Annotated in this window: 25 protein-coding genes; 1 reads left to right on the top strand and 24 read right to left on the bottom strand. The window is 65.3% G+C overall.

Annotation, left to right across the window (positions count from 1 at the left end; genetic code table 11):
* Window positions 1–32: 32 nt before the first annotated feature.
* From VI26_RS03405 to dsdA, 3 genes are all read right to left on the bottom strand, one after another.
* Entirely contained in the window at window positions 33–734 is a 702-nt protein-coding gene (locus VI26_RS03405; RefSeq protein WP_048408342.1) for a glutathione S-transferase family protein, read from the bottom strand.
* A gap of 102 nt (window positions 735–836) precedes the next feature.
* A complete protein-coding gene (dsdC, locus tag VI26_RS03410; RefSeq protein ID WP_048408343.1) occupies window positions 837–1763 on the bottom strand; it encodes a DNA-binding transcriptional regulator DsdC in 927 nt (308 codons plus the stop codon).
* Window positions 1764–1777: 14 nt separating this feature from the next.
* Window positions 1778–3136: a D-serine ammonia-lyase gene (gene dsdA / locus VI26_RS03415; protein ID WP_048408431.1), complete on the bottom strand. Its 1359-nt coding sequence runs from the start codon at window positions 3134–3136 to the stop codon at window positions 1778–1780.
* A gap of 169 nt (window positions 3137–3305) precedes the next feature.
* On the opposite strand from dsdA, the gene VI26_RS03420 reads away from it, so the two are divergent.
* A complete protein-coding gene (locus VI26_RS03420) occupies window positions 3306–4259 on the top strand; it encodes a bile acid:sodium symporter family protein (protein WP_048408344.1) in 954 nt (317 codons plus the stop codon).
* Between the two features lie 21 nt (window positions 4260–4280).
* Here VI26_RS03420 and VI26_RS03425 read toward each other — a convergent pair whose 3' ends face one another.
* The 21 genes from VI26_RS03425 to gatB form a co-directional block, all read right to left on the bottom strand.
* Window positions 4281–4565: a type II toxin-antitoxin system RelE/ParE family toxin gene (locus tag VI26_RS03425; protein ID WP_048408345.1), complete on the bottom strand. Its 285-nt coding sequence runs from the start codon at window positions 4563–4565 to the stop codon at window positions 4281–4283.
* On the bottom strand, window positions 4566–4796 hold the full coding sequence (locus VI26_RS03430) for a CopG family ribbon-helix-helix protein (protein WP_048408346.1): 231 nt from the start codon (window positions 4794–4796) through the stop codon (window positions 4566–4568).
* Window positions 4797–4871: 75 nt separating this feature from the next.
* Window positions 4872–5351: a cyclic pyranopterin monophosphate synthase MoaC gene (moaC, locus tag VI26_RS03435; RefSeq protein ID WP_048408347.1), complete on the bottom strand. Its 480-nt coding sequence runs from the start codon at window positions 5349–5351 to the stop codon at window positions 4872–4874.
* Between the two features lie 23 nt (window positions 5352–5374).
* Window positions 5375–5557 carry a hypothetical protein gene (locus VI26_RS03440; protein WP_048408348.1) on the bottom strand — a complete coding sequence of 61 codons (183 nt, stop codon included), beginning with the start codon at window positions 5555–5557 and terminating at the stop codon, window positions 5375–5377.
* 2 nt (window positions 5558–5559) lie between these two features.
* Window positions 5560–6471: a UDP-3-O-acyl-N-acetylglucosamine deacetylase gene (gene lpxC, locus VI26_RS03445; protein ID WP_048408432.1), complete on the bottom strand. Its 912-nt coding sequence runs from the start codon at window positions 6469–6471 to the stop codon at window positions 5560–5562.
* Window positions 6472–6582: 111 nt separating this feature from the next.
* Window positions 6583–7773: a cell division protein FtsZ gene (ftsZ, locus tag VI26_RS03450; protein ID WP_048408349.1), complete on the bottom strand. Its 1191-nt coding sequence runs from the start codon at window positions 7771–7773 to the stop codon at window positions 6583–6585.
* A 130-nt stretch (window positions 7774–7903) separates the two neighbouring features.
* Entirely contained in the window at window positions 7904–9115 is a 1212-nt protein-coding gene (ftsA, locus tag VI26_RS03455) for a cell division protein FtsA (protein ID WP_197081372.1), read from the bottom strand.
* 46 nt (window positions 9116–9161) lie between these two features.
* Window positions 9162–9887 carry a cell division protein FtsQ/DivIB gene (locus VI26_RS03460; RefSeq protein WP_048408351.1) on the bottom strand — a complete coding sequence of 242 codons (726 nt, stop codon included), beginning with the start codon at window positions 9885–9887 and terminating at the stop codon, window positions 9162–9164.
* The gene (locus VI26_RS03465; RefSeq protein ID WP_048408433.1) at window positions 9877–10788 is read right to left on the bottom strand and encodes a D-alanine--D-alanine ligase; all 912 of its coding nucleotides are present in this window, start codon (window positions 10786–10788) and stop codon (window positions 9877–9879) included. Before VI26_RS03465 ends, VI26_RS03460 begins: the two co-directional genes overlap by 11 nt.
* A 23-nt stretch (window positions 10789–10811) precedes the next feature.
* Window positions 10812–12203, bottom strand: a complete 1392-nt coding sequence (gene murC, locus VI26_RS03470; protein ID WP_048408352.1) for a UDP-N-acetylmuramate--L-alanine ligase — start codon at window positions 12201–12203, stop codon at window positions 10812–10814.
* Window positions 12204–12240: 37 nt separating this feature from the next.
* Entirely contained in the window at window positions 12241–13323 is a 1083-nt protein-coding gene (gene murG, locus VI26_RS03475; RefSeq protein WP_048408434.1) for an undecaprenyldiphospho-muramoylpentapeptide beta-N-acetylglucosaminyltransferase, read from the bottom strand.
* Window positions 13324–13328: 5 nt separating this feature from the next.
* Window positions 13329–14486, bottom strand: coding sequence for a putative lipid II flippase FtsW (gene ftsW / locus VI26_RS03480; protein ID WP_048408353.1), 1158 nt, complete (start codon window positions 14484–14486; stop codon window positions 13329–13331).
* Window positions 14483–15862 (bottom strand): UDP-N-acetylmuramoyl-L-alanine--D-glutamate ligase, encoded by a 1380-nt coding sequence (murD, locus tag VI26_RS03485; RefSeq protein ID WP_048408354.1) that lies wholly within the window; start codon window positions 15860–15862, stop codon window positions 14483–14485. Before murD ends, ftsW begins: the two co-directional genes overlap by 4 nt.
* Before the next feature lie 8 nt (window positions 15863–15870).
* Window positions 15871–16956, bottom strand: a complete 1086-nt coding sequence (gene mraY / locus VI26_RS03490) for a phospho-N-acetylmuramoyl-pentapeptide-transferase (protein WP_048408355.1) — start codon at window positions 16954–16956, stop codon at window positions 15871–15873.
* Between the two features lies 1 nt (window position 16957).
* Complete coding sequence (murF, locus tag VI26_RS03495; RefSeq protein WP_048408356.1) at window positions 16958–18319, bottom strand: UDP-N-acetylmuramoyl-tripeptide--D-alanyl-D-alanine ligase; 1362 nt, start codon at window positions 18317–18319, stop codon at window positions 16958–16960.
* Window positions 18316–19794 (bottom strand): UDP-N-acetylmuramoyl-L-alanyl-D-glutamate--2,6-diaminopimelate ligase, encoded by a 1479-nt coding sequence (locus VI26_RS03500; RefSeq protein WP_048408357.1) that lies wholly within the window; start codon window positions 19792–19794, stop codon window positions 18316–18318. Before VI26_RS03500 ends, murF begins: the two co-directional genes overlap by 4 nt.
* Before the next feature lie 7 nt (window positions 19795–19801).
* Complete coding sequence (locus tag VI26_RS03505; protein WP_048408358.1) at window positions 19802–21550, bottom strand: penicillin-binding protein 2; 1749 nt, start codon at window positions 21548–21550, stop codon at window positions 19802–19804.
* Window positions 21550–21822, bottom strand: a complete 273-nt coding sequence (gene ftsL / locus VI26_RS03510; protein ID WP_048408359.1) for a cell division protein FtsL — start codon at window positions 21820–21822, stop codon at window positions 21550–21552. The genes VI26_RS03505 and ftsL overlap by 1 nt, the downstream gene beginning before the upstream one ends.
* Complete coding sequence (rsmH, locus tag VI26_RS03515) at window positions 21819–22781, bottom strand: 16S rRNA (cytosine(1402)-N(4))-methyltransferase RsmH (RefSeq protein WP_048408360.1); 963 nt, start codon at window positions 22779–22781, stop codon at window positions 21819–21821. Before rsmH ends, ftsL begins: the two co-directional genes overlap by 4 nt.
* Window positions 22778–23224: a division/cell wall cluster transcriptional repressor MraZ gene (gene mraZ / locus VI26_RS03520; protein ID WP_043635472.1), complete on the bottom strand. Its 447-nt coding sequence runs from the start codon at window positions 23222–23224 to the stop codon at window positions 22778–22780. The genes rsmH and mraZ overlap by 4 nt, the downstream gene beginning before the upstream one ends.
* A gap of 530 nt (window positions 23225–23754) precedes the next feature.
* Entirely contained in the window at window positions 23755–25182 is a 1428-nt protein-coding gene (gene gatB / locus VI26_RS03525; RefSeq protein ID WP_048408361.1) for an Asp-tRNA(Asn)/Glu-tRNA(Gln) amidotransferase subunit GatB, read from the bottom strand.
* Window positions 25183–25190: the final 8 nt, after the last annotated feature.

Here is a 25190-nt window from a genome sequence, read left to right on the forward strand (position 1 = left end):
TGTCGTACCGCGGCGCGGCGGACCCAGCCGGCCTATCCACTGTAAAACTCGGCCCTCAGTCTTTCCGCGTAGGCCGCCAGATTCGGCCGCGCCGCCACCAGCGCCCGCGACGGGGTTTCCCCCATCGCATCGGTCAAGGCGCCGCTGACGAAGGCGTAGACGCTGGCGTCTATCCAGGTGGCGGTCTCGCCCATGAAATAGGGTTTGTCGCCCAGCAGAGCCGACAGCGCCGCCACGTCCGCCTCCAGCAGCCGCAGGCGCTCCGCCGCGCTGAAACGGCCCATGCCCTGCCCCCATAGATTGGCGCGCACCTTGCGCCGCACCAGCGTCGTCACCAAGCCGCGCAGCAAGGCCGGCACGCCTTTGAAAAACACGCTGGGCCCGCGCGCGAAGTGTTCGTCCACCATCCAGCGTTCATGCACGATGCCCCAGTAGAAATGATCGCCCAGCATGCAATCCACGCTCCAGGCCAGCGCCTTCTGCGCCTCGCTGAGACCGGCGTCCAGCGTGAGGCCGTGCTTGTCCGCCAGATGCAGGCGGATCAGCGTGGAGTCCGCCACGATCTGGCCATCGTCGTCGATGCAGGGCAGCTTGCCCTTGGGCGCCTTGCGCATATCGCCGCGCTCGCGGCGGTAAGGCAGGCCGGACAGCTTCAACAGCAAATCCGCCTTCACCACGAAGGGGCTGGGGTCCATCAGGCCCAGGGCCGGGCCGAACTGGTACAGGGTGATCATCAAGCGCCTCCGGCAATCTTAATGACATTGAACTTGAGCAGACTAGCATGCCGCCGGGAACCCGCGCGAGAGGCCGGGAATGAAAAGAGGAAGTCGGGCCGCCTAATCCGCCGCGCAAGCCCGTAGCCAGTCCATCACCGCCCGCACCCGCGGCGATGGCGCCTGCGGCGGGCGCACCAGGTAATAAGCTTGCGGCCCCAACGGTTGAAACGGCCCCAGCGGCAGCATCAGTTCGCCGCGATCCAACAACGCTTGCACCAGCCGCCGCCGCCCCAAGGCCACGCCGGCGTGATGCGCGGCCGCCTGCGCGCACAGCTCGGAGCGGTCGAAGCTGATACCGCGCGCCGGCAGCGCCACGCCATGACGCCGCGTCCACTCCCGCCATTCGGCATCGTGAGCCGCCCGTTCCCAAGCTTGGGCGTCGTGCAAGAGCAGGCATGCGGCCAAGGCCGCCGGATTGTCGCGCAGGCCGTGCCTGTCCGCGTACTCCGGGCTGCACACCGGCGCCACTTGCTCATCCATCAGGCGCTGCGCGTCCAGGCCGGGAAACTCGCCGGCCGAGTAATACAGCGCCAAGTCGATATTCCAGCTGCGAAAATCCACCATCTCGTTGCCGCTGCGGATGTCCAGCGCGATGCGCGGATGGCGCGCGGCGAATTCCGCCAGCCGCGGCGCCAGCCAGCATTGCGCCAGCGAGGGCCGCGCGTACAAGGCCACCGCGCCGGCCGGCTCGGCTTCCTCCTGCGGATTCAGCGCGGCCTCCAGCTGAGCTTGACCGGCCAGCCAGGCCTGATAGATGCGTGCGCCGTCCTCGCTCAGCCTCAGGCTGCGGGTCAACCGCAAGAACAGGCGGGTGCCCAGCGCCCGTTCCAGCCGGGCGATGCGATGGCTGACCGCGCTGGCGCTCAGACACAGCTCTGCCGCGGCGCGGGCGAAGCTCAGATGCCGCGCCGCCGCCGCGAAGGTGTGCAGATTGGACCATTGCGCGCCGTCCAGGCGGATACCGGCGCGCGGGGGAAGATTCAGCATATCGCCAGCATCGTTCACTCCGTCAGCCGCCGCCGGCCTTCCGCCAGATAGGCGTCCATTTCCGCCGGCGGCACCATGCCGCCGCCGGTGCCCCACACCAGATGGCTGGCGCGCGCCAGCCGCTCCGGGCTCAAGCCCAGCCGCTGACGGTAACCCTGGGTCTCGCTCAACACCCGCAGCGGCCCCGGCATGCCGGCCAGCGCCGACGGCTCCAGCCGCAAGCCCTGCTCGCGCTCCAGCATGGCCAGCAAGCGGTAGAGTTCGGCATCGTCCACCGTGTAATAGCCGTCTATCAGCCGCTGCATCGCGCGGCCGACGAAGCCGGATGGACGGCCCACCGCCAGGCCGTCGGCGGCGGTCAGATTGTCGATGCCGAAATCCTGCACCGCCACCTCATCATGCAGTCCGGTGTAAACGCCCAACAACATGCAGGGCGCGTGGGTGGGTTCGGCGAACAGACAGTGCACCGCGTCGCCGAAAGCCAGCTTGAGGCCGAAAGCAACCCCGCCCGGCCCGCCGCCGACGCCGCAGGGCAGATACACCAGCAGCGGGTGTTCCGCGTCCACCCGAACGCCCTGCTCCACCAACTGGCCGCGCAGACGCTCCGCCGCCACCGCGTAACCAAGGAATAGATTGACCGAATTCTCGTCGTCGACGAAATGACAGCGCGGATCGGACGCCGCCTGTTTGCGGCCTTCGGCCACCGCCACGCTGTAATCGGACGGATACTCGACCACCTCGACCCCATGGCTGCGCAGCAAATCCTTCTTCCACTGCCGCGCGTCCGCCGACATATGCACGCTGGCCTGGAAGCCCAGCTTGGCGCTGATGATGCCTATGGACAGCCCCAGATTGCCGGTAGAGCCCACCGCCACCCGGTAGCCGCCGAAGAAGGCCCGCGCCTCGGCGCTGTCCAGTCCGGCGTAGTCGTCCCCCTCCCGCAGCAGGCCATGACTCAGCGCCAAGCTTTCCGCGTGCTTCAATACCTCGTAAATGCCGCCGCGCGCCTTGATGGAGCCGGAAATCGGCAACAGATTATCCGCCTTCAGCCACAGGCCGCCCCCGTCCGCCAACCCGGCCTCGGCCCATAAGGCCGCGCGCATCGCCGGCAGCGGCAGCAGCGGCGATTCGATGATGCCGCCGCTGGCGGCCGCATCCGGAAATACCCGCGCCAGATAGGGCGCGAAACGGCGCAAACGCGCATCGGCGTCCGCGACATCGGCCCGGCTCAAGCCCACGTCGGCCAGCGCTTCCGCCGCCGGCGCCAGCGCGGGGTTGAACCAGCTCAAAGGCCGCAAGGCCATCAAGAGCGTCAATAAGGGGTGGCTGGCCTGCCAGTCGGCCACGGTCTTGCCGGCAATCGTCGCTTGCATCGCGCGCTCCATGGAATCGAAGACCCGATTAAACCGCGCCGCGCCGTCGCTGGCAAAAGACGATTGCGCAGCCGACGGCTGACGCTGGATCAGCCATGCGCGCGCGAACTTGCCAGACACCGGGGCGCATCGCCTATGATGGGCGCATCGTCCGCCGCCAGGAGTCGCCGTGCTCGCCACAATCACCCGCCTGTTCCCGCTATGGGCTCTGCTGCTGTCCGCCGTCGCTTACCAGCGGCCGGCGGCGTTCACCCCGCTGCTGCCGCATACCGGGCTGCTGCTGGCGGTAATCATGTTCGCGATGGGGCTGACGCTGACGCTGGACGATTTCAAGCGGGTGCTGAGCCGGCCGGCGCCGGTCTTGGCCGGACTAGGTCTGCACTATCTGGTGATGCCGCTGGCGGCCTGGGCGCTGGCGCGGCTGTTCCAGATGCCGCCGCAGCTGGCCATCGGCATGATTCTGGTGGGCAGCGTCGCCAGCGGCACCGCGTCGAATGTGATCATCTATCTATCGCGCGGCGACGTGGCGCTGTCGGTCACCATTTCCTCGCTGTCGACGCTGGTCGGCGTGGTGGCCACGCCGCTGCTGACCCGGCTGTACGTGGACGCGGCGATCAAGGTGGAAGTGGCGGCGATGCTGCTGAGCATTCTGCAGATCGTCATCCTGCCGATAGGCCTGGGCCTGCTGGCCCATCGCTTCTTCGCGCCCCAGGTCCGCCGGCTGGAGCCGCTGCTGCCGCTGTTGTCGATGCTGGCCATCGTCGCGCTGATCGCCGCCATCGTCGCCGGCAGCAAGAACCACATCGCCACGGTGGGCGGGCTGACCATTCTGGCGGTGATGCTGCACAACGCCATCGGCCTGTTGGGCGGGTATTGGGGAGGACGCTTGCTGGGCTTCGACGAATCGGTATGCCGCACGCTGGCGATCGAGGTGGGCATGCAGAACTCCGGCCTGGCCGCCCAGCTGGGCAAGGCCTACTTCAGCCCGCTGGCGGCCTTGCCCGGCGCGCTGTTCTCGGTCTGGCACAATATTTCCGGCTCGCTCTTGGCCGGCTATTGGCGGGATAAGCCAACCGAACGTAGGCGTCAAGCGTCGCGGGCCGGCGCGGAGCAAACGCCGTAAATTTCCAACCAGCGCCAATACTCACCAACGTTTGGGCGGCCGACGGCGGGTATGGAATATGCGGAGAATTTGAACCTGATCGTCCTTGACCCGATAGGGAATCAGGTAGGGGTAGCCTTCCAGCACCAGTTCGCGCGTGCCAGGGACGCGTCCAGGTCTGCCTGTCTCGGGAAAATCCGCCAGATGCTTGGTTGCGGCTCTGACCGCCCTCACCAGGGCGGCGGCCGCGGCAGGGTTTTCCTCGGCGATGAACTCTGCCTCTTGCTGGAGATTTTGCAGCGCGCTCCGCAGCCAGACGAGCCGCACTTATGCTCCATGCTTGGCGAAGAATGCGCTCACTTCGTCGGAGGAAGCGAAATCGCCGGCATCCGCTTCCTTCAAGCCCGCCTCAATAGCCTGCACCTGCCAAGCCTCACGCTCCAGATAATCGCCGATGGCTTGCGTCACCAGGAATGATTTGCTGCGACCGGTCGCATGCGCCAAAGCTTCGAGTTGCTGGGCGACATCATCGGCCACTCTCACGGACATGACACTCATGGCAACTCCTCCTGAAACCACAATGTATACACAGCATACAAGGTAAGGCTCTTGTTTGCCGCCCTGCGTGGACCGTCAGCCTTCCACCCGCCAATGCCCGCTCTTGCCGCCCTCTTTCTCCAGCAGCCGCACGCCGTCGATGACCATGCCGCGATCCACCGCCTTGCACATATCGTAAATGGTCAGCAGGCCGACATTGGCGGCGGTCAGCGCTTCCATTTCCACCCCGGTCTGGCCGCTACATTCCGCGGTGACTTCGATGCGCACGGCGCTATCGGCCTCCAGCAGTTCGAAGTCCACCGCCACGCGGGTCAGCGCGATCGGGTGGCAGAGCGGGATCAGGTCCGCGGCCTTCTTGGACGCCATGATCGCGGCGATGCGGGCGATGCCGAGCACATCGCCTTTTTTATGGCCGCCATCCTTCACCAGCGCGAAGGTGGCGGGCAACATGCGGATGCGGCCTTCGGCCACCGCGCGGCGGCGGCTGTGCGCCTTGGCGCCGACGTCGACCATATGGGCCTGGCCGCCGGCGTCGAAATGAGTCAATTCGGACATGGGTTCATCACTCCTCCGGCCTGCTAGGACAGCAGCCGGTAAATCAGCCAGAAGACGCTGACCAGCACCACCAGGCCGCCGCTCCAGCGGGCGATGCGGCCGAGGTAGCGCAGGTAGAGCGGATTGCGGGTCAATAGATAACAGACGCCTGCCCAGCCCAGCAGCAGGATGGTGACGAGCAGCCACAGGCGCCAGAAACCAAACACCGCTAGGCCACCTCCGGCAGCCGGTGGAAGCTGGACGGCGCGTCCAGCGGGTCGTCGTAGCTGACGTATTCCCACGCTTCCGGCGTCTCCAGCAGCTTGCGCAACAGCTTGTTGTTCATCGCGTGGCCGGATTTGTGGCCGGAGAAGGCAGCGATCAACGGGTGGCCGATGATGTAGAGGTCGCCGATGGCGTCCAGGATTTTGTGGCGAACGAATTCGTCCGGGAAACGCAGGCCTTCCGGATTCAGCACGTATTCATCGTCGATGACGATGGCGTTGTCCAGGCTGCCGCCGCGGCCCAGGCCGTGGTTGCGCATGTACTCCACCTCGTGCATGAAGCCGAAGGTGCGCGCGCGGCTGATCTCGTCGGTATAGGAATGACGCGCGAAATCCACCGCCACCGTCTGCGGCGCCAGATTGAAGGCCGGATGGTTGAAGTCGATGGACAGCGTGACCTTGAAGCCCTCGTGCGGCTCCAGCTTCACCCACACGCCGCGCTCTTCCACCTCCACCGTCTGGGTGACGCGGATGAAGCGCTTCTTGGCGCCCTGCTCGACCACGCCCGCGGTCTGCAGCAGGTAAATGAAAGGAGCGGCGGATCCGTCCATGATGGGGATCTCCGCCGCCGTGACCTCAATCACGAGGTTGTCGATGCCAAAGCCCGCCAGGGCCGACATCAAATGCTCGATCGTGCCGACACGCACGCCGGTGTCTGTCACCAGCGTGGAGGAGAGTCGCGTGTCGTTGACGAGCGATGGATCCACCTTCACCTCCACCGGCTCGGGCAAGTCGGTGCGGCGAAAGACGATCCCGGTGTCGGGCGCGGCCGGCAGCAGGGTGAGCTTCACCCGCTCGCCGGAGTGCAAACCCACACCCGTGGCGCTTATCGCTTGTTTCAGCGTGCGCTGCAATATCATGTCGGGCATCTCGAACAAATGGGAATGCCCGATTCTAGCACAGTCAAAAACCGCACTTTATTGATTGATTTGCAGTACGAAATAGCTTTCTTCTATAGCGGCTCCGCCTCAGTCCGCCTGCTTGCGCAGGAAGGCCGGGATGTCATAGCTTTCGCTCACTTCCGGGTTGGAGAAGTCCATGGACGGCGCGGCGCGGCGACGGCCCTGGCGCATGATGGCCGGGGTGTCGAAGTCGTCGTAGCTGACCACTTCCACCGCGCGGTCGTCGGTGCCGGTCTTGACGATCTTGATGTATTCCGGACGCTCCTCGGTATTGCGCGCGGTCTTCTTCTGGCCCAGGCCGGTGGCGATCAGGGTCACGCGGATGGTGTCTTCCGGCATGTCTTCCACTTCGGCGGTGCCGAACTTGATCTGCGCATCTTCATCCGCGTACTGGCGCACGATGCCCATGATTTCGCGATACTCGCTCATCTTCAGGCAGCCAGGCGCGGTGGAGATGTTGACCAGCACGCCGCGCGCGCCTTCCAGCGTGATGTTGTCCAGCAGCGGGCTGGCCACGGCCTGCTCGGCGGCCACGCGAGCGCGGTCGATGCCGGAGGCGTAGGCGGAACCCATCATCGCCAAGCCCATTTCGCTCATCACGGTGCGCACGTCGGCGAAGTCGACGTTGATCAGGCCCGGGCAAGTGATCACTTCGGCGATGCCGGCCACCGCGCCCTTGAGCACGTCGTCGGCGGCGCGGAAGGCTTCGCGCATGGTCACGTCGTCGCCCAGCACTTCCATCAGTTTTTCATTGGGGATCACGATCAGCGAATCAACGTGCTTTTTCAGATCCTCGATGCCGTTCTGCGCCACTTTCATGCGCTTGCCTTCGTGCTCGAACGGACGAGTGACCACGCCCACGGTCAGGATGCCCATTTCCTTGGCCACTTCGGCGACAACGGGCGCCGCGCCGGTGCCGGTGCCGCCGCCCATGCCGGCGGTGACGAACACCATATTGGAGCCGCGCAGCATCTCGGCGATGCGTTCGCGGTCTTCCAGCGCCGCGCTGCGGCCCACTTCCGGGTTGGCGCCCGCGCCCAGGCCGCGGGTCAGGTTGTTGCCCAGCTGCAGTTTCTGCGGCGACTTGTTGCGCAGCAGCGATTGGGCGTCGGTGTTGGCGCAGATGAATTCCACGCCGTGCACATTGCCTTCAATCATATTGTCGATGGCGTTGCAACCGCCGCCGCCGACGCCGATGACTTTGATGATCGCCACATTGGCGGTTTCTTGCATAACTTCGAAGACCATTCCGCTCATTTTTCTCTCCTCAATAAAGATGAGCTACCTACTTCAGATACATCTGCCCGATCGCTATCGTGGCCAGCGAGTGCGCCGGCCGCGTAGCGCTTAGTACAATGTTCACGATCCGCGGATCGTCAACAAACTCTTAAAAATTGCCAGCAAACCACGCCTTCATGCGCGTGAACATCTGGCCCACACCCGCCGTCTCCACCTTGGGGCCTGCATGCGTTTGAATCTGGTCCTTGCCGTACAACAGCAGGCCGACGCCGGTGGAGAAGCGCGGGGTCTTCACCACTTCCGCCAGGCCGCCCACATACTTGGGCACGCCGACGCGCACCGGCATGTGGAACACTTCTTCCGCCAGCTCCACCATGCCCGGCATCAGGCTGGCGCCGCCGGTGAGCACGATGCCGGAGGACAGCAAATCCTCAAAACCGCTGCGGCGCAGTTCCTGCTGCACCAGCTGGAACAACTCTTCCACCCGCGGCTCCACCACTTCGGCCAGCGTGGCGCGCGACATCTGCCGCGGCCCGCGCTCGCCCACGCCCGGCACTTCTATCATCTGGCTGGGATCGGCCATCGCCACCAGCGCCACCGCGTGCTGGATCTTGATGTCCTCGGCTTCCTTGGTCGGGGTGCGCAAGGCCATGGCGATGTCGTTGGTGATCTGGTCGCCGGCGATCGGAATCACCGCGGTGTGGCGGATCGCGCCGTTGGCGTAGACCGCGATGTCGGTGGTGCCGCCGCCGATGTCGATCAGGCAAACGCCCAAGTCTTTTTCGTCTTCCGACAGCACCGCGATGGCGGAAGCCATCGGCTGCAGCACCAGGTCGGACACTTCCAGGCCGCAGCGGCGCACGCACTTGGTCACGTTCTGCGCGGCGGACACCGCGCCGGTGACGATGTGCACCTTGGCTTCCAGCCGCACGCCGCTCATGCCCAGCGGTTCGCGCACGCCTTCCTGACCGTCGATGCTGTATTCCTGGGTCAGGATGTGCAGCACCTGGTGGTCAGGCGGAATGGTCACCGCGCGCGCGGTTTCAATCACGCGGTCGATGTCCATCTTGGTGACTTCGCGATCCTTGATCGCCACCATGCCGTGCGAGTTCACGCTCTTGATGTGACTGCCGGCGATGCCGGCGAACACCTCGTGAATTTTGCAGTCGGCCATCAGTTCCGCCTCTTCCAGCGCGCGCTGGATGGCCTGCACCGTGGATTCGATGTTCACCACCATGCCGCGCTTCAAACCGCGCGACGGGGTGTGGCCCATGCCGACGATATTGAGTTGGCCGTCCTCCAGGACTTCTGCGACGATCGCCACAATCTTGGATGTGCCGATGTCGAGGCCAACCAGCATGTTCTTGCTTTCCTTTGGTTTGCTCACCTGTCGCTCCAACTGCTAATTACTTGTTTCCCTTGGCCGGCGGCGCCTTGTAATCGGGCATCCGCACGGCGAATCCATTCGGGTAGCGCATATCAACGTACTCAATGGAGTACGGCAGCGCCGCCAATTTGCTCTTCCAGTACTGGGCGAAGCGGCGGGCGCGCGGACTCACGTCGTTGCGTCCCAGCTCCAGCTGCACCTGGTTGTCCAGCCCCACTTTCCAGGCGCGGCGGCTGGACAGCCACAGCGCCGCCGGCTTGACGCCCGCCGGCGCCAGATCCTGGCGCAGCCCTCCCAGCATTTCGCTCATGTCCTTCTCTGCCCCCGCCGGCCCGTAAAACACCGGCAGGTCCTGGTCGCTGGCGGCGTCGAACCGCTCTCCTCGGGTATTGACCAGGCCGTTCTCTCCCCAGCGCGCAAGCGCCACATGCTCTTCCACCGAGATGTCCAGCGCGTCCGGCCAGCGCCGCCGCACCTGGGCATCCCGCACCCACGGCAATTTGCCGAAGGCCGCCCGCGTCTTGTCGATGTCCAGCGTGAAGAAGGTGCCGGACAACTCGTGCTCGGCAATGAACTTCAGCTGTTCCGGCGTCACGCGTTTCATGTCGCCGCGAATCTGGATCTTCTTCACCGGAAACACCGGCGCGTGCGTCAACCAGAACCCTCCTGCGTACAGCAACATCAGCGCGGTGGCGGCCAGCATCAAGTTGGCCAGGCCTCTAAGCAGCTGATGGTTATCCCACATGCACCATATCCAGAACCTTGAGGCACAAGTCCTCGTAACTGATGCCCATCGCCCGCGCCGCCATCGGCACCAGGCTGTGGCTGGTCATGCCCGGATTGGTGTTGGCTTCCAGCAGGTAAATGCCGCCGGCCTCGTCCATCAGGAAATCCACTCGGCCCCAGCCGCGGCCGCCCAGCACGCGGAATGCGGCCAGCGACAGCTCGCGCGCGCGCCGCTCAATGTCTTCGCTCAGTCCGGACGGGCAGCGGTAAACGGTGTCGTCGCGGAAATACTTGGCGTCGTAGTCGTAGAACTCGGTCGCCGGCTCGATCTTGATGGTCGGATACGCCGTGTCGCCTATCACCGCACAGGTGTATTCGCCGCCGCCGATGAAACGCTCGGCGATCACGATGCTGTCGTATTTGCGCGCTTCCTCGAACGCCGCCTTCAGTGCGCCCGGCTGCTTGACCTTGGTCACCCCTATGCTGGAACCCTCGGTGGCCGGCTTGACGAAGATGGGCAGGCCCAGCTTGGCCTCCACCGCGGCGAAATCGCTGTGTTCGTCCAGCAGCTCGAATTCAGGGATAGGCAGGCCAGCGCCCTGCCACAACAGCTTGGTGCGCCATTTGTCCATGCAGATCGCCGACGCCATCACGCCGCAACCGGTATACGGCAGGCCCATGCTTTCCAGCACCCCCTGCAAGGTGCCGTCTTCGCCGAAGGGGCCGTGCAGGATGTTGAACACGCGGTCGAAGCCTTCTTCCTTCAACGCGCTCAGCGGCTGTTCCGACGGATCGAACTTATGGGCGTTCACGCCGCGGGACTGCAGGGCCGCGAGCACGCCGGCGCCGCTCATCAGCGACACTTCGCGCTCGGAGGAACTGCCGCCCATCATCACCGCCACCTTGCCGTACTGCTTCATTGCCTTGTCCTTGTCATTCATCATCACGCGCCCGCCGCCACTTTGGCCGGCACCGCGCCGATGGAGCCCGCGCCCATGGTCACCACCACGTCGCCGTCGCGAGCCTGATCGAAAATGGTCTGCTGCATCTCGGCGATGTCCTCGACGAACACCGGCTCCACCTTGCCCAAAACCCGCACCGCGCGCGCCAAGGCGCGGCCGTCGGCGGCGACGATGGGCGCTTCACCGGCGGCATAGACTTCGGACAGCAGCAGCGCGTCCACGCCGGACAGCACTTTGACGAAGTCCTCGAACAGGTCCCGGGTGCGGGTATAGCGGTGCGGCTGGAAGGCCAGCACCAGGCGCTTGTCCGGGAAGGCGCCGCGCACCGCGGCCAGCGTGGCGGCCATTTCCACCGGGTGATGGCCGTAATCGTCCACCAGGGTGAAGCTGCCGCCGGCCTTGGCCGGCACTTCGCCGTAGCGCTGGAAGCGGCGGCCGACGCCGGCGAACTCGGCCAGGCCTTGCTGGATCGCTTCCACGCTGGCGCCGCACTCCAGGCCGATGGCGATGGCGGACAGCGCGTTGAGCACGTTGTGACGGCCCGGCATGTTCAACACCACTGGGAAGCGCACTTCCTTGCCGTTCTTCACCACCACGTCGAAATGCATCTGGCCGGCGGCGGCGCGCACGTTCTCGGCGTAGATGTCGGCGGAGTCGTCCAGGCCGTAGGTGGTCACCGGCTTGGTGATGCGGCCGCGGATCTCGCGCACATTGGGGTCATCCACGCACAGCACCGCGCGGCCGTAGAACGGCAGCCGCTGCAGAAAGTCGACGAAGGCCTGCTTGAGCTTGTCGAAGCTGTGGTCATAGGTGTCCATGTGATCGGCGTCGATATTGGTCACCACCGCCATCACCGGAGTCAGATGCAGGAAGGAGGCGTCCGATTCATCGGCCTCGGCCACCAGGAACTCGCCGGAACCCAGGCGCGCATTGGTGCCGGCCGCGGTCAGCTTGCCGCCGATGACGAAGGTGGGGTCCAGGCCGGCCGCACCCAGCACCGAGGCGGTCAGGCTGGTGGTGGTGGTCTTGCCGTGGGTGCCGGCGATGGCGATGCCCTGCTTGAAGCGCATCAGTTCCGCCAGCATCATCGCGCGCGGAATCACCGGAATCTTGTTGGCGCGCGCTTCCAGCACTTCCGGGTTGTCGGCCTTGACCGCGGTGGAGGTCACCACCACGTCGGCGCCGTGCATATAGGTGGCGTCGTGGCCGTAGAACACACGGATGCCCTGATCGATCAGCCGCTTGCTGGTGGCGCTTTCCGCCATGTCGGAACCGGACACGGTAAAGCCCAGGCCGTGCAGCACCTCGGCGATGCCGCACATGCCGACGCCGCCGATGCCGACGAAATGTATGTGTTTGACCCTGTGTTTCATGTCTGTGTCTCTGCTTGGGCGCTCGTATGACGCCCTGTCATTCCCTGGCCAGCTGCTGGCACAGGTCGGCCACCCGGCCGGCCGCGCCGGAACGAGCCAGCGCGCGCGCGCGTTCGGCCTTGTCCAGCAACTGGTCTCTATCCAAACCCGCCAGCAGGCTCGCGAGCCCGTCGGCGTTCAATTCCTTCTGCGGCAGATGCCAGGCCGCGCCGGCCTGCGCCATCCACTCGGCGTTGTCGCGCTGATGGCCGGTGGTGGACACCACCAGCGGCACCAGCACGCTGGGCACGCCGGCCGCGCACAATTCGCTGACCGTGATCGCGCCGGCGCGGCAGATCACCAGGTCGCATTCGGCCAGGCGCTGCGGCATATCGTCGACGAAGGGCAGCAGTTCAACCTGTTCCCGCAGGCCCGCGGCCTGATACGCGGCCTCGACCGCGGCGAAATTCGCCTCGCCGGTCTGATGCGTCAGTCGCGGCCGCTTGTCGGCCAGCAACTTGGCCATCGCCAGCGGCAGCGTTTCGTTCAATGCCTTGGCGCCCAGGCTGCCGCCCACCACCAAGACCTTCAGCGGACCGCTGCGGCCGGCGAAGCGCTCCGCCGGCGCGGCGATGCTCTCGATCTCGCCGCGCACCGGATTGCCGGTGACCAGCGCCTTGCCGTTGCGCGCCGCGTCGCCGTCGAAACCGCAGGCCAGTTTCTTGGCGAAGGGCAGCAAGGCCTTATTGCTCAACAACAGACCTGCATCGGCGTTGACCAGGACCAGCGGCTTCCACAGCAGGCCCGCCATCACGCCGCCGGGCAGGCAAACATAACCGCCCATGCCCAGCACCACGTCCGGGCGATGGCGGAAAATCTGCGCCGCGCTGCTGAAGAAAGCGCCGACCAGCTGCAGCGCACCCTTGAGCGAGCCCAGCAAGCCCTTGCCGCGCACGCCGTGGAAGTTCAGCCGCTCCAGCGGAATGCCGGTTGGCGGCACCAGCTTGTTCTCCATGCCGCGGCGAGTGCCCAGCCACACCACCTTCCAGCCCCGGCTTTGCAATTCCTTGGCCACGGCGAGACCGGGGACGATGTGTCCACCCGTGCCAGCCGCCATCACCATGACCGTGCGATTCGCCATCTTCATCAAACCTTGTAGCCGCGCATGATGCGGCGATTTTCATAATCAACCCGCAGCAGCACCGCCACCGCGATCAAATTCATCAACATCGCCGAGCCGCCGAAAGACATCAGCGGCAAGGTCAAACCCTTGGTCGGCAGCAGGCCCATATTCACCCCGATGTTGAAAAACACCTGGATGCCGAGCCAGATGCCCAGGCCCTGCGCCACCAGCGATTGGTAGTAGCGCTCCAGCTTTTTCGATTCCACGCCGATGTGAAAGGCGCGGCGCACGATCCAGGCGTACAGGCCTATCACCACGCAGATGCCGATGAAGCCGAACTCCTCCGAAATCACCGCCATGATGAAGTCGGTGTGCGCCTCCGGCAGGTAAAACAATTTCTCTATGCTGCCGCCCAGGCCGACGCCGAACCACTCGCCGCGCCCGATGGCGATCAAGGAGTGAGACAGCTGGTAGCCCTTGCCGTACGGGTCGTCCCACGGGTCCATGAAACCCAGCACCCGCTTCAAGCGATACGGCGAGGAGATGATCAGCACCACGATGGCGCCCACCGCCATCACCGCCAGCCCGCTGAAGATGCGCATATTGATGCCGCCGAGGAAGAGCACGCCCATCGCGATGCTCATCACCACCATCAGCGCGCCGAAGTCCGGCTCACGCAGCAGCAGGAAGGCCACCACCACCATGGCGGCGAACATCGGCGCGAAGCCTTCCTTCAGGCTGTGCAGCAAATGGCTCTTGCGCACGGTGTAATCCGCCGCGTACAGCACGGTGGCGAACTTCATCACTTCCGACGGCTGCAGGTTCAGCACGAACAGATTGATCCAGCGCCGCGAGCCGTTGACCATCTTGCCGATGCCGGGCACCAACACCAGCACCAGCAGCACCAGGCCGATCAGAAAAATCTTGCCCGAATACTTCTGCCAGAACGCCGTCGGGATCTGGAAGGCGATATAGGCCGCGCTCAGCCCTATCGTCATGAAGATCAGGTGACGAATCAGGTAGAAGTAACGGTTGTGCGTGGCCGCGTCGGCCTCGGCATAGGCGATGGACGCCGAATACACCATCACCAGGCTGATCGACAGCAGCAGGGCCAGCGCCCAGGACAGCGCTTCGTCGAACGGCTTGATGGCGGCGTAGCGCCGGGCTCCGTGCACGATCATGGCCGCGTCGCCTCCGCTTGCCGCGCCTTCCACTCGGCCACGGTGTCGATGAACACCTGGGCGCGGTGCGCGTAGTTGCGGAACATGTCCAGGCTGGCGCAAGCCGGCGACAGCAACACCACATCGCCCGGCCGCGCCAGTTCCGCCGCGCGGCGGGTGGCTTCTTCCAGCGTCGCGCAGTCGTGCAGCGGCAAGCCGGTGGCGGCCAGCGCGGCGCGGATCTTGCCGGCGTCGCGGCCGATCAGCAGCACGGCGCGGGCGATGCGCCGGCAGGCCGGCGCCAGCGGCGCGAAGTCCTGGCCCTTGCCGTCGCCGCCGGCGATCAACACCACCGGACGCGTCATGCCGTTCAACGCCGCCTCGGTGGCGCCGACATTGGTGCCCTTGGAATCATCGATAAACGCAACCGAGCCGATTTCGTCTACCAGCTCGACGCGATGTTCCAGGCCACGGAAAGTTTTCAGCCCATTCAACAGCGCGGCGCGCGGCGCGCCGACGGCTTCGCACAAGGCCAGCGCGGCCAGCGCGTTGGCGGCGTTGTGCAGACCCTGCAAGCTCATCTCGGCGCAATCGAAAGCCCGCTCACCGTCCAGGCTCAGCCAGTAGCGGCCGTCATCCTGCCGCAACGCGTATGCGGCATCCTGTGTCAGCGAGAACCACCGGACCGCGCGGCCGGGCCGGACCATCGCGCGCACCAGCGCGTCGTCGCGGTTCAGCACCTGGGCGCCAGCGCCGTGGAACACCCGGGTCTTGGTGTGGGCGTAGTCCAGCAGATCGTCGTAGCGGTCCAGGTGGTCCTCGGAAATATTCAGCACCGTGGCGGCATCAGCCTCCAGCGTGAATGTGGATTCCAGTTGAAAACTGGACAACTCCAACACCCATACGTCCGGGCGCTTGCCGCTTTGCTCGCGCTCCAGCTGCGCTTCCAGCACCGCCAGGCCGATATTGCCGGCCACCACCGCGTCCAGGCCGGCGGCGGCGCACAAATGGCCGACCAGGCTGGTGACGGTGCTCTTGCCGTTGGAGCCGGTGATGGCGATCACCTTGCTGCCATCGCCGCGGATCGCGCGCGCCAGCACTTCGATATCGCCAATCACCTCGCCGCCGGCTTGGCGGAAAGCGGCGACGGCCGGATGCTTCAGCGGCACGCCCGGGCTCAGCACCAGCAGGTCGGCGTCGGCGAAGGTCTGGGCGCTGAAGTCGCCGCTGCGCACTTCCGCCTGCGGCAGGAAGGCGCGCAGCTCGGCCACGCGCTCGGCCGACGGCTTGGCGTCGGCCACGCTCACGCGCGCGCCGTGCGCGGCCAGGTAGCGCGCGGCCGCCAGGCCCGAGCCTCCCAAGCCCACCACCACGACGTGACGATTCGCGTAGTCCATAGTCTTCCTCAACGCAGCTTGATGGTGGACAGGCCGACCAGCACCAACATCATGGTGATGATCCAGAAACGCACCACCACTTGCGTTTCCTTCCAGCCTTTCAACTCATAGTGATGGTGCAACGGCGCCATGCGGAACACTCGCTTGCCGGTGAGCTTGAACGAAGCCACCTGAATCATCACCGACAGCGCTTCCATCACGAACAGGCCGCCCATGATCAAGAGCACGATTTCCTGACGCACGATCACCGCCACCGTGCCCAGCGCCGCGCCCAGCGCCAGCGCGCCGACATCGCCCATGAACACTTGGGCCGGATAGGCGTTGAACCACAAAAAGCCCAGGCAGGCGCCGCACATCGCCGCGCAAAACACCACCACCTCGTGGGCGCCGGGAATGAAGGGCAGGCCCAGATACTTGGAAAACACCGCATGGCCGGCGACATAGGCGAAGATGGACAGGCCGGCGGCCACCAGCACGGTGGGCAGCGCCGCCAGGCCGTCGAGGCCGTCGGTCAGGTTCACCGCGTTGGAGGTGCCGACGATGACGAAATAGGTGAGCACGCAGAAACCGATGGCGCCCAACGGGTAGGCGACGGTCTTGACGAAGGGCACGATCAGCTCGGTGGACGCCGGCAGCTTGGCGGTGGCGATCAGGAACACGCCGGCGCCGATGGCGATGGCGGACTGCCAGGCCATCTTGAACTTGGCGGACACGCCTTTCGGGTCCTTGTACACCACCTTGCGCCAGTCGTCGTAAAAGCCTAGCGCGCCGGTGCCGAACATCACCGCCAGCAGCAGCCACACGTATTTATTCGACAGGTCCGCCCACAGCAGCGTGGTCAGGCCGATGGCCAGCAGGATCAGCGAGCCGCCCATGGTCGGGGTGCCGGCCTTGACCAGATGGGTCTGCGGCCCGTCCTGACGCACCGCCTGGCCCACCTTGAGTTCGGTCAGCTTGCGAATCACCCACGGTCCCAGCAGCAGCGAGATCGCCAACGCGGTCAGCGCCGCCATCACCGCGCGCAGCGTGATGTAGTTGAAGACATTGAAGGCCCGGATGTGGGAGCCCAGCAGTTCAGCCAGCCAGAGCAGCACGTTATTGTTCCTCTCTAAATTGTTGCATCAGGTGTTCCACCACCCGTTCCATGCGCATGAAGCGCGACCCCTTGACCAGAACGGAGGCACCCGACGGCAACTGCCGGTCGAGAAACTCGTACAACTCGTCAATCGAATCAAAATGTTTGCCGCGCGCGCCGCAAGCGGCGGCGGCGTGGCGCGAAACCTCGCCCAGCGTCAGCAGCAGGTCGATGCCGCACGCGCGCGCGTACTCGCCCACTTCCGCGTGCAAGGCGTCGGCGCTATCGCCCAGTTCGCCGATATCGCCCATCACGAAGCAGCGCGGCGCCGGCAGGCGCGTCAGCACGTCGATCCCGGCCTTCATCGAATCCGGGTTGGCGTTGTAGCTGTCGTCGATCACGCTCAGACCGCGCGGGCTTTGCTTGAGCTGCAAACGGCCCTTGGCGCCGCCGAAGGCGGCCAGGCCGGCGGCGATGTCGGCCAGCGGCACGTCGGCGGCCAAGGCCAGGCTGGCGGCGGCCAGCGCGTTGCGCACATTGTGTTCGCCCGGCGCCGGCAATTCGATACGCTGTTCGCCGTTGGCGCAGCGCAGCGTGAAGCGGCTGCTCAAGGCGTCCAGCTCGATGTCGGCGGCGCGGACCTCGGCTGCGGCGCCCAGGCCGAAGGCGATCTGGCGATGGCCGTCCGCCGCGCGGCGGAACAGCGCCAGATTGGCGTCGTCGGCGTTGAGCACCGCCACGCCGTCGGCGTCCAGGCCTTCGAAGATTTCCGCCTTGGCGCGCGCCACTTCCTCGGTGGAGCCGAAGTAGCCGAAGTGGGCGCGCATCGCGTTATTGACCAAGGCGATGCGCGGCCGGGCCAGGCCGGTCAGATAGCTGAGCTCGCCGTGATGGTTCATGCCCATCTCCAGCACCGCGTAGCGATGCGCCGGCGTCAGCCGCAGCAGGGTCAGCGGCAGGCCGATGTCGTTGTTGAAGTTGCCGGCAGTGGCCAGCACCGCGTCCGCGCCTGCATATTGGCGCAGAATGGCGGCCAGCATTTCCTTGACCGTGGTCTTGCCGTTGGAGCCGGTGACGCCGATGCGCAGCGCCGGCAGACGCTGCGCCCAGCCCGACGCCAGCCGGCCCAGCGCCAGACGGGTGTCGTCCACACGGATCAGGCTGGCGCCCGGCAGCTCGAAATCCGCGCGCACCAGCGCGGCCGCGCCCTTGGCCGTCACCTCGGCGACGAAATCGTGGGCGTCGAAGCGCTCGCCCTTCAGCGCGACGAACAGATCGCCGGTACCGGCCTCGCGGCTGTCGGTCACCACGCGCAGGATGTCGCCGTCCGGGCCGCTCAAAGCGCCCCGGGCCAGTTCGGCGGCCTGCAGCAGCGTCATCATGCGCGTTCCCCCCAGGCGGTCAGCGCCTCTTCCGCCACGCGGAAGTCGGAGAACGGCCGCTTGACGCCGGCGATGTCCTGGTATTCCTCATGCCCCTTGCCGGCCACCAGCACCACGTCGCCGGCGCGCGCCTGGCTCACCGCCCAGTGGATGGCGGCTTCGCGGTCTACTTCTACATGACCGGGTTGTTGCATGCCGGCCAGCACGTCGCGCAGAATGGCTTGCGGGTCTTCGGTGCGCGGGTTGTCGCTGGTCAGCACCGCCACGTCGGCGATTTTCTCGGCGATGGCACCCATCATCGGGCGCTTGCCCGGATCGCGGTCGCCGCCGCAACCGAACACGCAGAACAGGCGGCCGCCTTCCGGACGGATCTCGGCCAGCGTGGACAAGGCTTTTTCCAGCGCGTCCGGCGTGTGGGCGTAATCGATCACCACCAGCGGCTCATGCGCGCCGCCCACGCTCTGCATGCGGCCGCGCGCCGGCTGGATGCGCGCCATCACCGCGGCGGCGTCGCGCAGGCTGACGCCGTTGACGCACAGCGTGGCCAGACAGGCCAGCAGATTGGCGGCGTTGAAGCGGCCCACCAGGCCGGTGCGCACATCGGTGACGCCCCAGGGCGTGGTCACCGTCAGTTGCAGGCCGTCCAGCGTGGCGGCCAGCGCCAGCGGGCGCACATCGCCCTGCTCAAGGCCGTAAGTCACCACTTGAGTCTGAGCCGGGTCGATTTCGGCGGCCAGTTGGCGGCCGAAGGCATCGTCGGCATTGATCACCGCGTGCTGCAGGCCTTCCCAGAAGAACAGCTTCTTCTTGGATTCGCCGTAGGCTTCCATCGAGCCGTGGTAGTCCAGGTGATCGCGAGTCAGATTGGTCAGCACCGCGGTGGCGAAGTCCACGCCATTGACGCGGCCCTGGTCCAGGCTGTGGCTGGACACTTCCATGGTCACCACGTGCGCGCCTTGGCGGCGGTATTCGGCCAGCTTCTGCTGCACCGTCACCGGGTCCGGTGTGGTGTGGGTGGTTTCGGTCAGTTCGCCGTAAAAGCCGTTGCCGACGGTGCCGATCAGCGCCGCCTTCTGGCCCAGCAGCGAGAAGGCCTGCGCCAGCCAGTGAGAAATCGAGGTCTTGCCATTGGTGCCGGTGATGCCGATCACGCGCAGCGCGCGGCTGGGATGGCCGTAGACCTCGGCCGCCAGCATGCCGATGCGCTCGCGCAGATTCGGCACCGCCAGATTGGGCGCCTGCCACAGCGGATTCCAGGCGAAGCCGTCGGCGTCGTCCCACAACACCGCGGCCGCGCCTTTCGCCAGCGCGGCCTGGATGTAGTCGCGGCCGTCGGAATGCAGGCCGGGGCACGCCAGGAACACGTCGCCGGGCAGCACGCGGCGGCTGTCGGTCTCCACCCGCTTGACGGGCAGTCCCAGTTGTTTGATGTCGTCCGGATTCCAGTCCGGCAATGGGGTCAAACGGCTTTTCATGATCTGATCAAAAATCCACCGGCACCGGGGTGGATTCCGGCAATAAAGTGTTGTTGGAGGGTTCGTCCGGCTGCACGTTCAATACTCGCAGCGCGCCACCGGCGATCTGCGAGAACACTGGTGCAGCCACCGCGCCGCCGTAATATTTGCCCGCGGAGGGCTCGTCTATCATCACCGACACGATCACGCGCGGCGATTTGCCCGGCGCGAAGCCCATGAACAGCGCGCGGTGCTTGTTGGCCACATAGGTGCGGCCTTCCAGCTTGCGCGCGGTGCCGCTCTTGCCGCCTATGCTGTAGCCGATGATGCGGCCACCGACGGCGCCGCCGCCCGGCTGGCTGTTGGCGATCAGCAAATCGCGCATCTCGTGCGCGGTCTTTTCCGCCAGCACGCGCTTGCCCGGCATCGGCGTGGCGGTCTTGTACAGCGAGATCGGCAGCATCACGCCATCGTTGGCGAACACGGTATAGGCGCGCGCCATCTGGATCAGGCTGACCGAGATGCCGTAGCCGAAGGACATCGTCGCCTGCTCGATGGGCCGCCAGTTGTGCCAGTCGCGCAGCCGGCCGCCGGCTTCGCCGGGGAAGCCGGTTTCCGGCGCGCGGCCGAAGCCCAGCGCGTCGTAATGCTTCCACGACTGTTCCGGCGAGCTCATCAGCGCCAGCTTGCTGGTGCCGACGTTGGACGATTTCTGGATGATGCCGAGGATGTCCAGGCTGGGGCGCGGCGCCACGTCGCGGATGGTGGCCGGGCCTATCATGTAAGTGTGGGTGTCCAGCACCGTGTTGAGGCCGGCCTTGCCGTTTTCCAGCGCCAGCGAGATCGACAGCGGCTTCATCGTCGAACCCGGCTCGAACAGATCGATCACGCCGCGGTTGCGCATCATTTCCGGCGTCACGCCGCTGCGGTTATTCGGGTTGAACGAGGGGTAATTGGCCAGCGCCAGCAATTCGCCGGTGTGCGCGTCCAGCACCACCACGCTGCCGGCCTTGGCCTTATTCAATTCCACCGCGGCCTTGAGCTCGCGGTAAGCCAGGTACTGGATGCGGTGATCCACCGCCAGCGCCAGCTTCTGGCCGTCGCGCGGCGGCTCGATGGCGGCGACGTCTTCGATGATGTGGCCGCGGCGGTCCTTCAGCACCACGCGGCGGCCGTCCTTGCCGGCCAGCATCTTCTCGCGCGCCAGTTCCACCCCTTCCTGCCCCTTGCCGTCCACGCCGGTGAAACCGATGATGTGGGACACGATTTCCCCGGCCGGGTAGAAGCGGCGGAATTCCTGCTGCTTGGCGATGCCGGGCACGCCCAGCGCCATCACCTTGTCCGCCAGCTCCGGGCTGATCTGGCGTTTGACATAGACGAATTCCTTCTTGCGGTCGGACAGCTTGGCCGACAGTTCTTCCGGCGACAGGTCCAACAGCGCCGCCAGCTCGCGCAGCTTGGCCGGCTGCACCGGCTCCATGTCCGCCGGGCTGGCCCAGATGGTCTGCACCGGCGAGCTGATCGCCAGCGGCTCGCCGTTGCGGTCGGTGATCACGCCACGGTTGGCTTCCAGCGTCAACGCGCGGCGGAAACGCGCCTCGCCCTGGTTTTGCAGGAAATCCTGTTGCACCACTTGCAGGTAGACCGCGCGGCCGATCAAGGCCAGGAACAATAGCGCCAGCATCAGCAATACGAAACGCACGCGGCCCGGCTTCATGCGCAGCGCGGGGCTGGCGTCCGGGATGCGTTGCTGGTGGCGCGGGGAGTAAGTGCGCATCACATCCCCTTCCCAGGCGAAATCACCTGGATCTGACGCGGATCCGGGGTATGCATGTCGAGGCGGCTGGACGCGGCTTTCTCAATCACCGCGTGCGCGCCCCAGGTGCTCTGCTCCAGTTGCAGCTGGCCGAACTCGATCTCCAGCTGCTGGGCGGATTTGCGCTCCTTCTGCAAATCGCTGTAGAGCTTGCGCGACACGTGGGTCGAGGTGACCACCGACCAGGCGGACAACACCACGATGACCAGCAGTATCGCGTTGAGCTTGTTCATGCGTCGACCTCCCGCCACGGCGCGGCGGTGCGCTCGGCCACGCGCATGATGGCGCTGCGGGAGCGCGCGTTGGCGCGCACCTCCTCATCGCTGGCGCGCACCGGCTTGCCCACGGTGGACAGCGGCGGCTGCGCCATGTCGGCGGCGCGCACCATCGCCCAGGCCGGCAGCTTTTCCTCGCTGCTGGCGTCGCGCAGGTATTGCTTGACGATGCGGTCTTCCAGCGAATGAAAGCTGATCACCGCCAGGCGGCCGTTTTCCGCCAGACGGCGCGCCGCCTGCGGCAGCACCGCCTTGAGTTCGTCCAGCTCGCGGTTCACAAAGATCCGGATCGCTTGGAAGGTACGCGTTGCGGGGTCCTGACCCGGTTCCCGAGTACGGACGTTTTGCCCAACGAGCAAGGCGAGCTCACGCGTGGTCTGGAGGGGGGCGTCAGCCCTTTGCGCAACAATGGCTGCTGCGATCTTGCGAGCAAACCGCTCTTCACCATAAGTCTTGATGACCTCTCTGATATCGGCCTCGTCTGCCGTCGCCAACCATTCGGCCGCGGTGATGCCGCGGGTGGTATCCATACGCATGTCCAAGGGCGCGTCGAAGCGGAAGCTGAAACCGCGCCGCCCGTCGTCGATCTGCGGCGATGACACGCCCAGATCCATCAACACGCCGTCCACCTGGGGAATGCCCAGGCGGTCCAATTCCTGTCCCAGCGTTTCGAAACCGTTGTGCACGATTTGAAAACGCGGGTCTTCCTCCGCCAGCCGCGTGGCCACGGCGATGGCTTCGGGATCCTTGTCGAAAGCGACCAGACGGCCTTGCGGTCCCAGTCGCGACAGGATCAAGCGGCTGTGGCCACCTCGACCGAAAGTGCAGTCGACATAGGTGCCATCCGGCCGGATGGCAAGCGCGTCGACCGCCTCGGTCAAGAGCACCGTCAGGTGCACGAAGGGGGTGGTGCTCACAGCGTAAAGTCTCCAAGGTGTTGGGCCAGATCGGTTTGATCGATGGCCAGGGCGTCAGCGGTCTGACTGTCCCATTCCTCGGCATTCCACAGCTCGAAGCGGTTGCCCATGCCCACCAGCGCGACGTCCTTGTCGAGTCCGGTGAGATCGCGCAGGCGCGCGGGCAGCAGAATGCGTCCGGCACTGTCCATTTCCAGCGTTTCCGCGTGGCCGAGCACGAGGCGCTGGTAACGTTTCAGAGTGGGGTTGCCGGTGGGAAGGGCTAGCAGGCGGGCTTCGACCGGACGCCAGTTGGGTTCGGGGTAGATCAGCAAGTGGTCTTGGGACTCGAGGGTGACGATCAGTTTGTGCCCGAAAGCGGACAGCAGTGTCTCGCGGTGTTTGGCCGGAATAGCCAAACGCCCCTTGCTATCGAGAGACAAGATGCTGACGCCACCAATCATGATTTCGAGCCCGCTGACCGAATAAACCTAAGGGGCCGTCGCCCCCTGGGGCAAATGCCCCACTTTCACCCACTTCGCCCCACTTTCCGCCACTATAAGAAAGAACTTCCCCACGGTCAACATCGAGAAGTTCTAATTCACCTTTTGAGACAATGACTTAGCGGGCTGGGCAAAAAGCGGATTCCTTGTCAAATCAGAGGCTTAAAAACATCAGTCAAAGTGAGCTGTTAACACTCGAACCATTACGAAAACACCACATGTCAAGCCTGGGAATATTTCCAAGGACAATCCAGGGCAAGACAACTTGTCGCGCCGCAACACAAAAACAGGGCGGCGGCGCCATAATCGGCGCCGCCGCCCTGGAGTTCCGTTGGCTCAGAACCTGCTCCAAGTCTCGCGAGCTAGAGCGAGACAAGGCGAAAACGGCTGAGAAAGCGGAATGTACATACGGTACATGAGCATTTCGAAGACGGTTTCAACGCCCTTTTCTATCCATCCTGCCGACGCGCAGCAGACTTTGGAATAGGTTCTCAGGCCAGCTTCTGTCGCAGGATATCCTGCACCTGAGCCGGATTGGCCTTGCCCTTGGAAGCCTTCATCACCTGGCCGGCCAAGGCGTTGAGCGCCTTCTCCTTGCCGGCGCGGAATTCTTCCACCGCCTTGGGATTGGCGGCGATCGCTTCTTCCACCATCTTCTCGATGGCGCCGACGTCGGACACCTGCTTCAGGCCATCACGCTCGATGATGGCGTCGGCGGACAGTTCGCTGTCCCACAAGGCGTCGAACACCTGCTTGGCCAGCTTGCTGGACAGCGTGCCGTCGGCGATGCGCGCGATCAGACCGGACAGACGCTCGGCCGAGATCGGGCAATCGGCGATCTCCTTGCCATCGCGGTTCAGCCGCGCGGCGATCTCGCCATTGATCCAGTTGGCGGCCAGCTTGCCCTGACCGGAGGCCTTGGCCGCGGCTTCAAAGTACTGCGCCTGGGCCAGGCTGGACGTCAGCAGCGCCGCGTCGTAGGCGGACACACCGTAAGCCTCCGCCAGACGGACTTGCATCGCCGCCGGCAGTTCCGGCATCTCGCCGCGAATGCGGGCGATCTGTTCGTCGGAAATGCGTACCGGCAGCAGGTCCGGGTCCGGGAAGTAGCGGTAGTCGTGCGCGTCTTCCTTGCTGCGCATCATCCTGGTTTCGCCGGTGTCCGGATCGAACAGCACGGTGGCCTGTTGCACCTTGCCGCCGTCTTCCAGGGTATCGATCTGCCACTGGATTTCGTACTTGGCGGCCTGCTCCAAGAAACGGAAGGAGTTGAGGTTCTTGATCTCGCGGCGGGTGCCGAATTCCTTCTGCCCCTCGGGGCGCACCGACACGTTGACGTCCATGCGGAAGCTGCCTTCCTGCATATTGCCGTCGCAGATGCCCAGCCAGGTCACCAGCGCGTACAAGGCCTTCACATAGGCCAGCGCCTCGTCCACCGAGCGCATGTCCGGCTCGGACACCACTTCCAGCAGCGGCGTGCCGGCGCGATTGAGGTCGATGCCGGACAGGCCGTGGAAGTCTTCGTGCAGACTCTTGCCGGCGTCCTCTTCCATATGGGCGCGGGTCACGCCTATCACCTTCTCCTGCTCGCCGACCAGAATCTTCAACTGACCATGCTCGACGATGGGCAGGTCCATCTGGCTGATCTGGTAGCCCTTGGGGAGATCGGGGTAGAAGTAGTTCTTGCGCGCGAACACGTTCTTCTGATTGATCTTGGCGTCCAGCGCCAGGCCCAGGCGGATGGCCTTGTCAACCGCAGCCTTGTTCAGCACCGGCAGCACGCCGGGGAAGGCCAGCTCCACCGCGGAGGCCTGGGTGTTCGGCTCCGCGCCGAAGGCGGTGCTGGCGCCGGAGAAAATCTTGGAGACGGTATTGAGCTGCACGTGCACCTCGATACCGATGACGACTTCCCATTTCATAGTCGAGT

The organism is Chromobacterium sp. LK1 (assembly GCF_001043555.1).
Classification (GTDB): Bacteria; Pseudomonadota; Gammaproteobacteria; order Burkholderiales; family Chromobacteriaceae; genus Chromobacterium; species Chromobacterium aquaticum.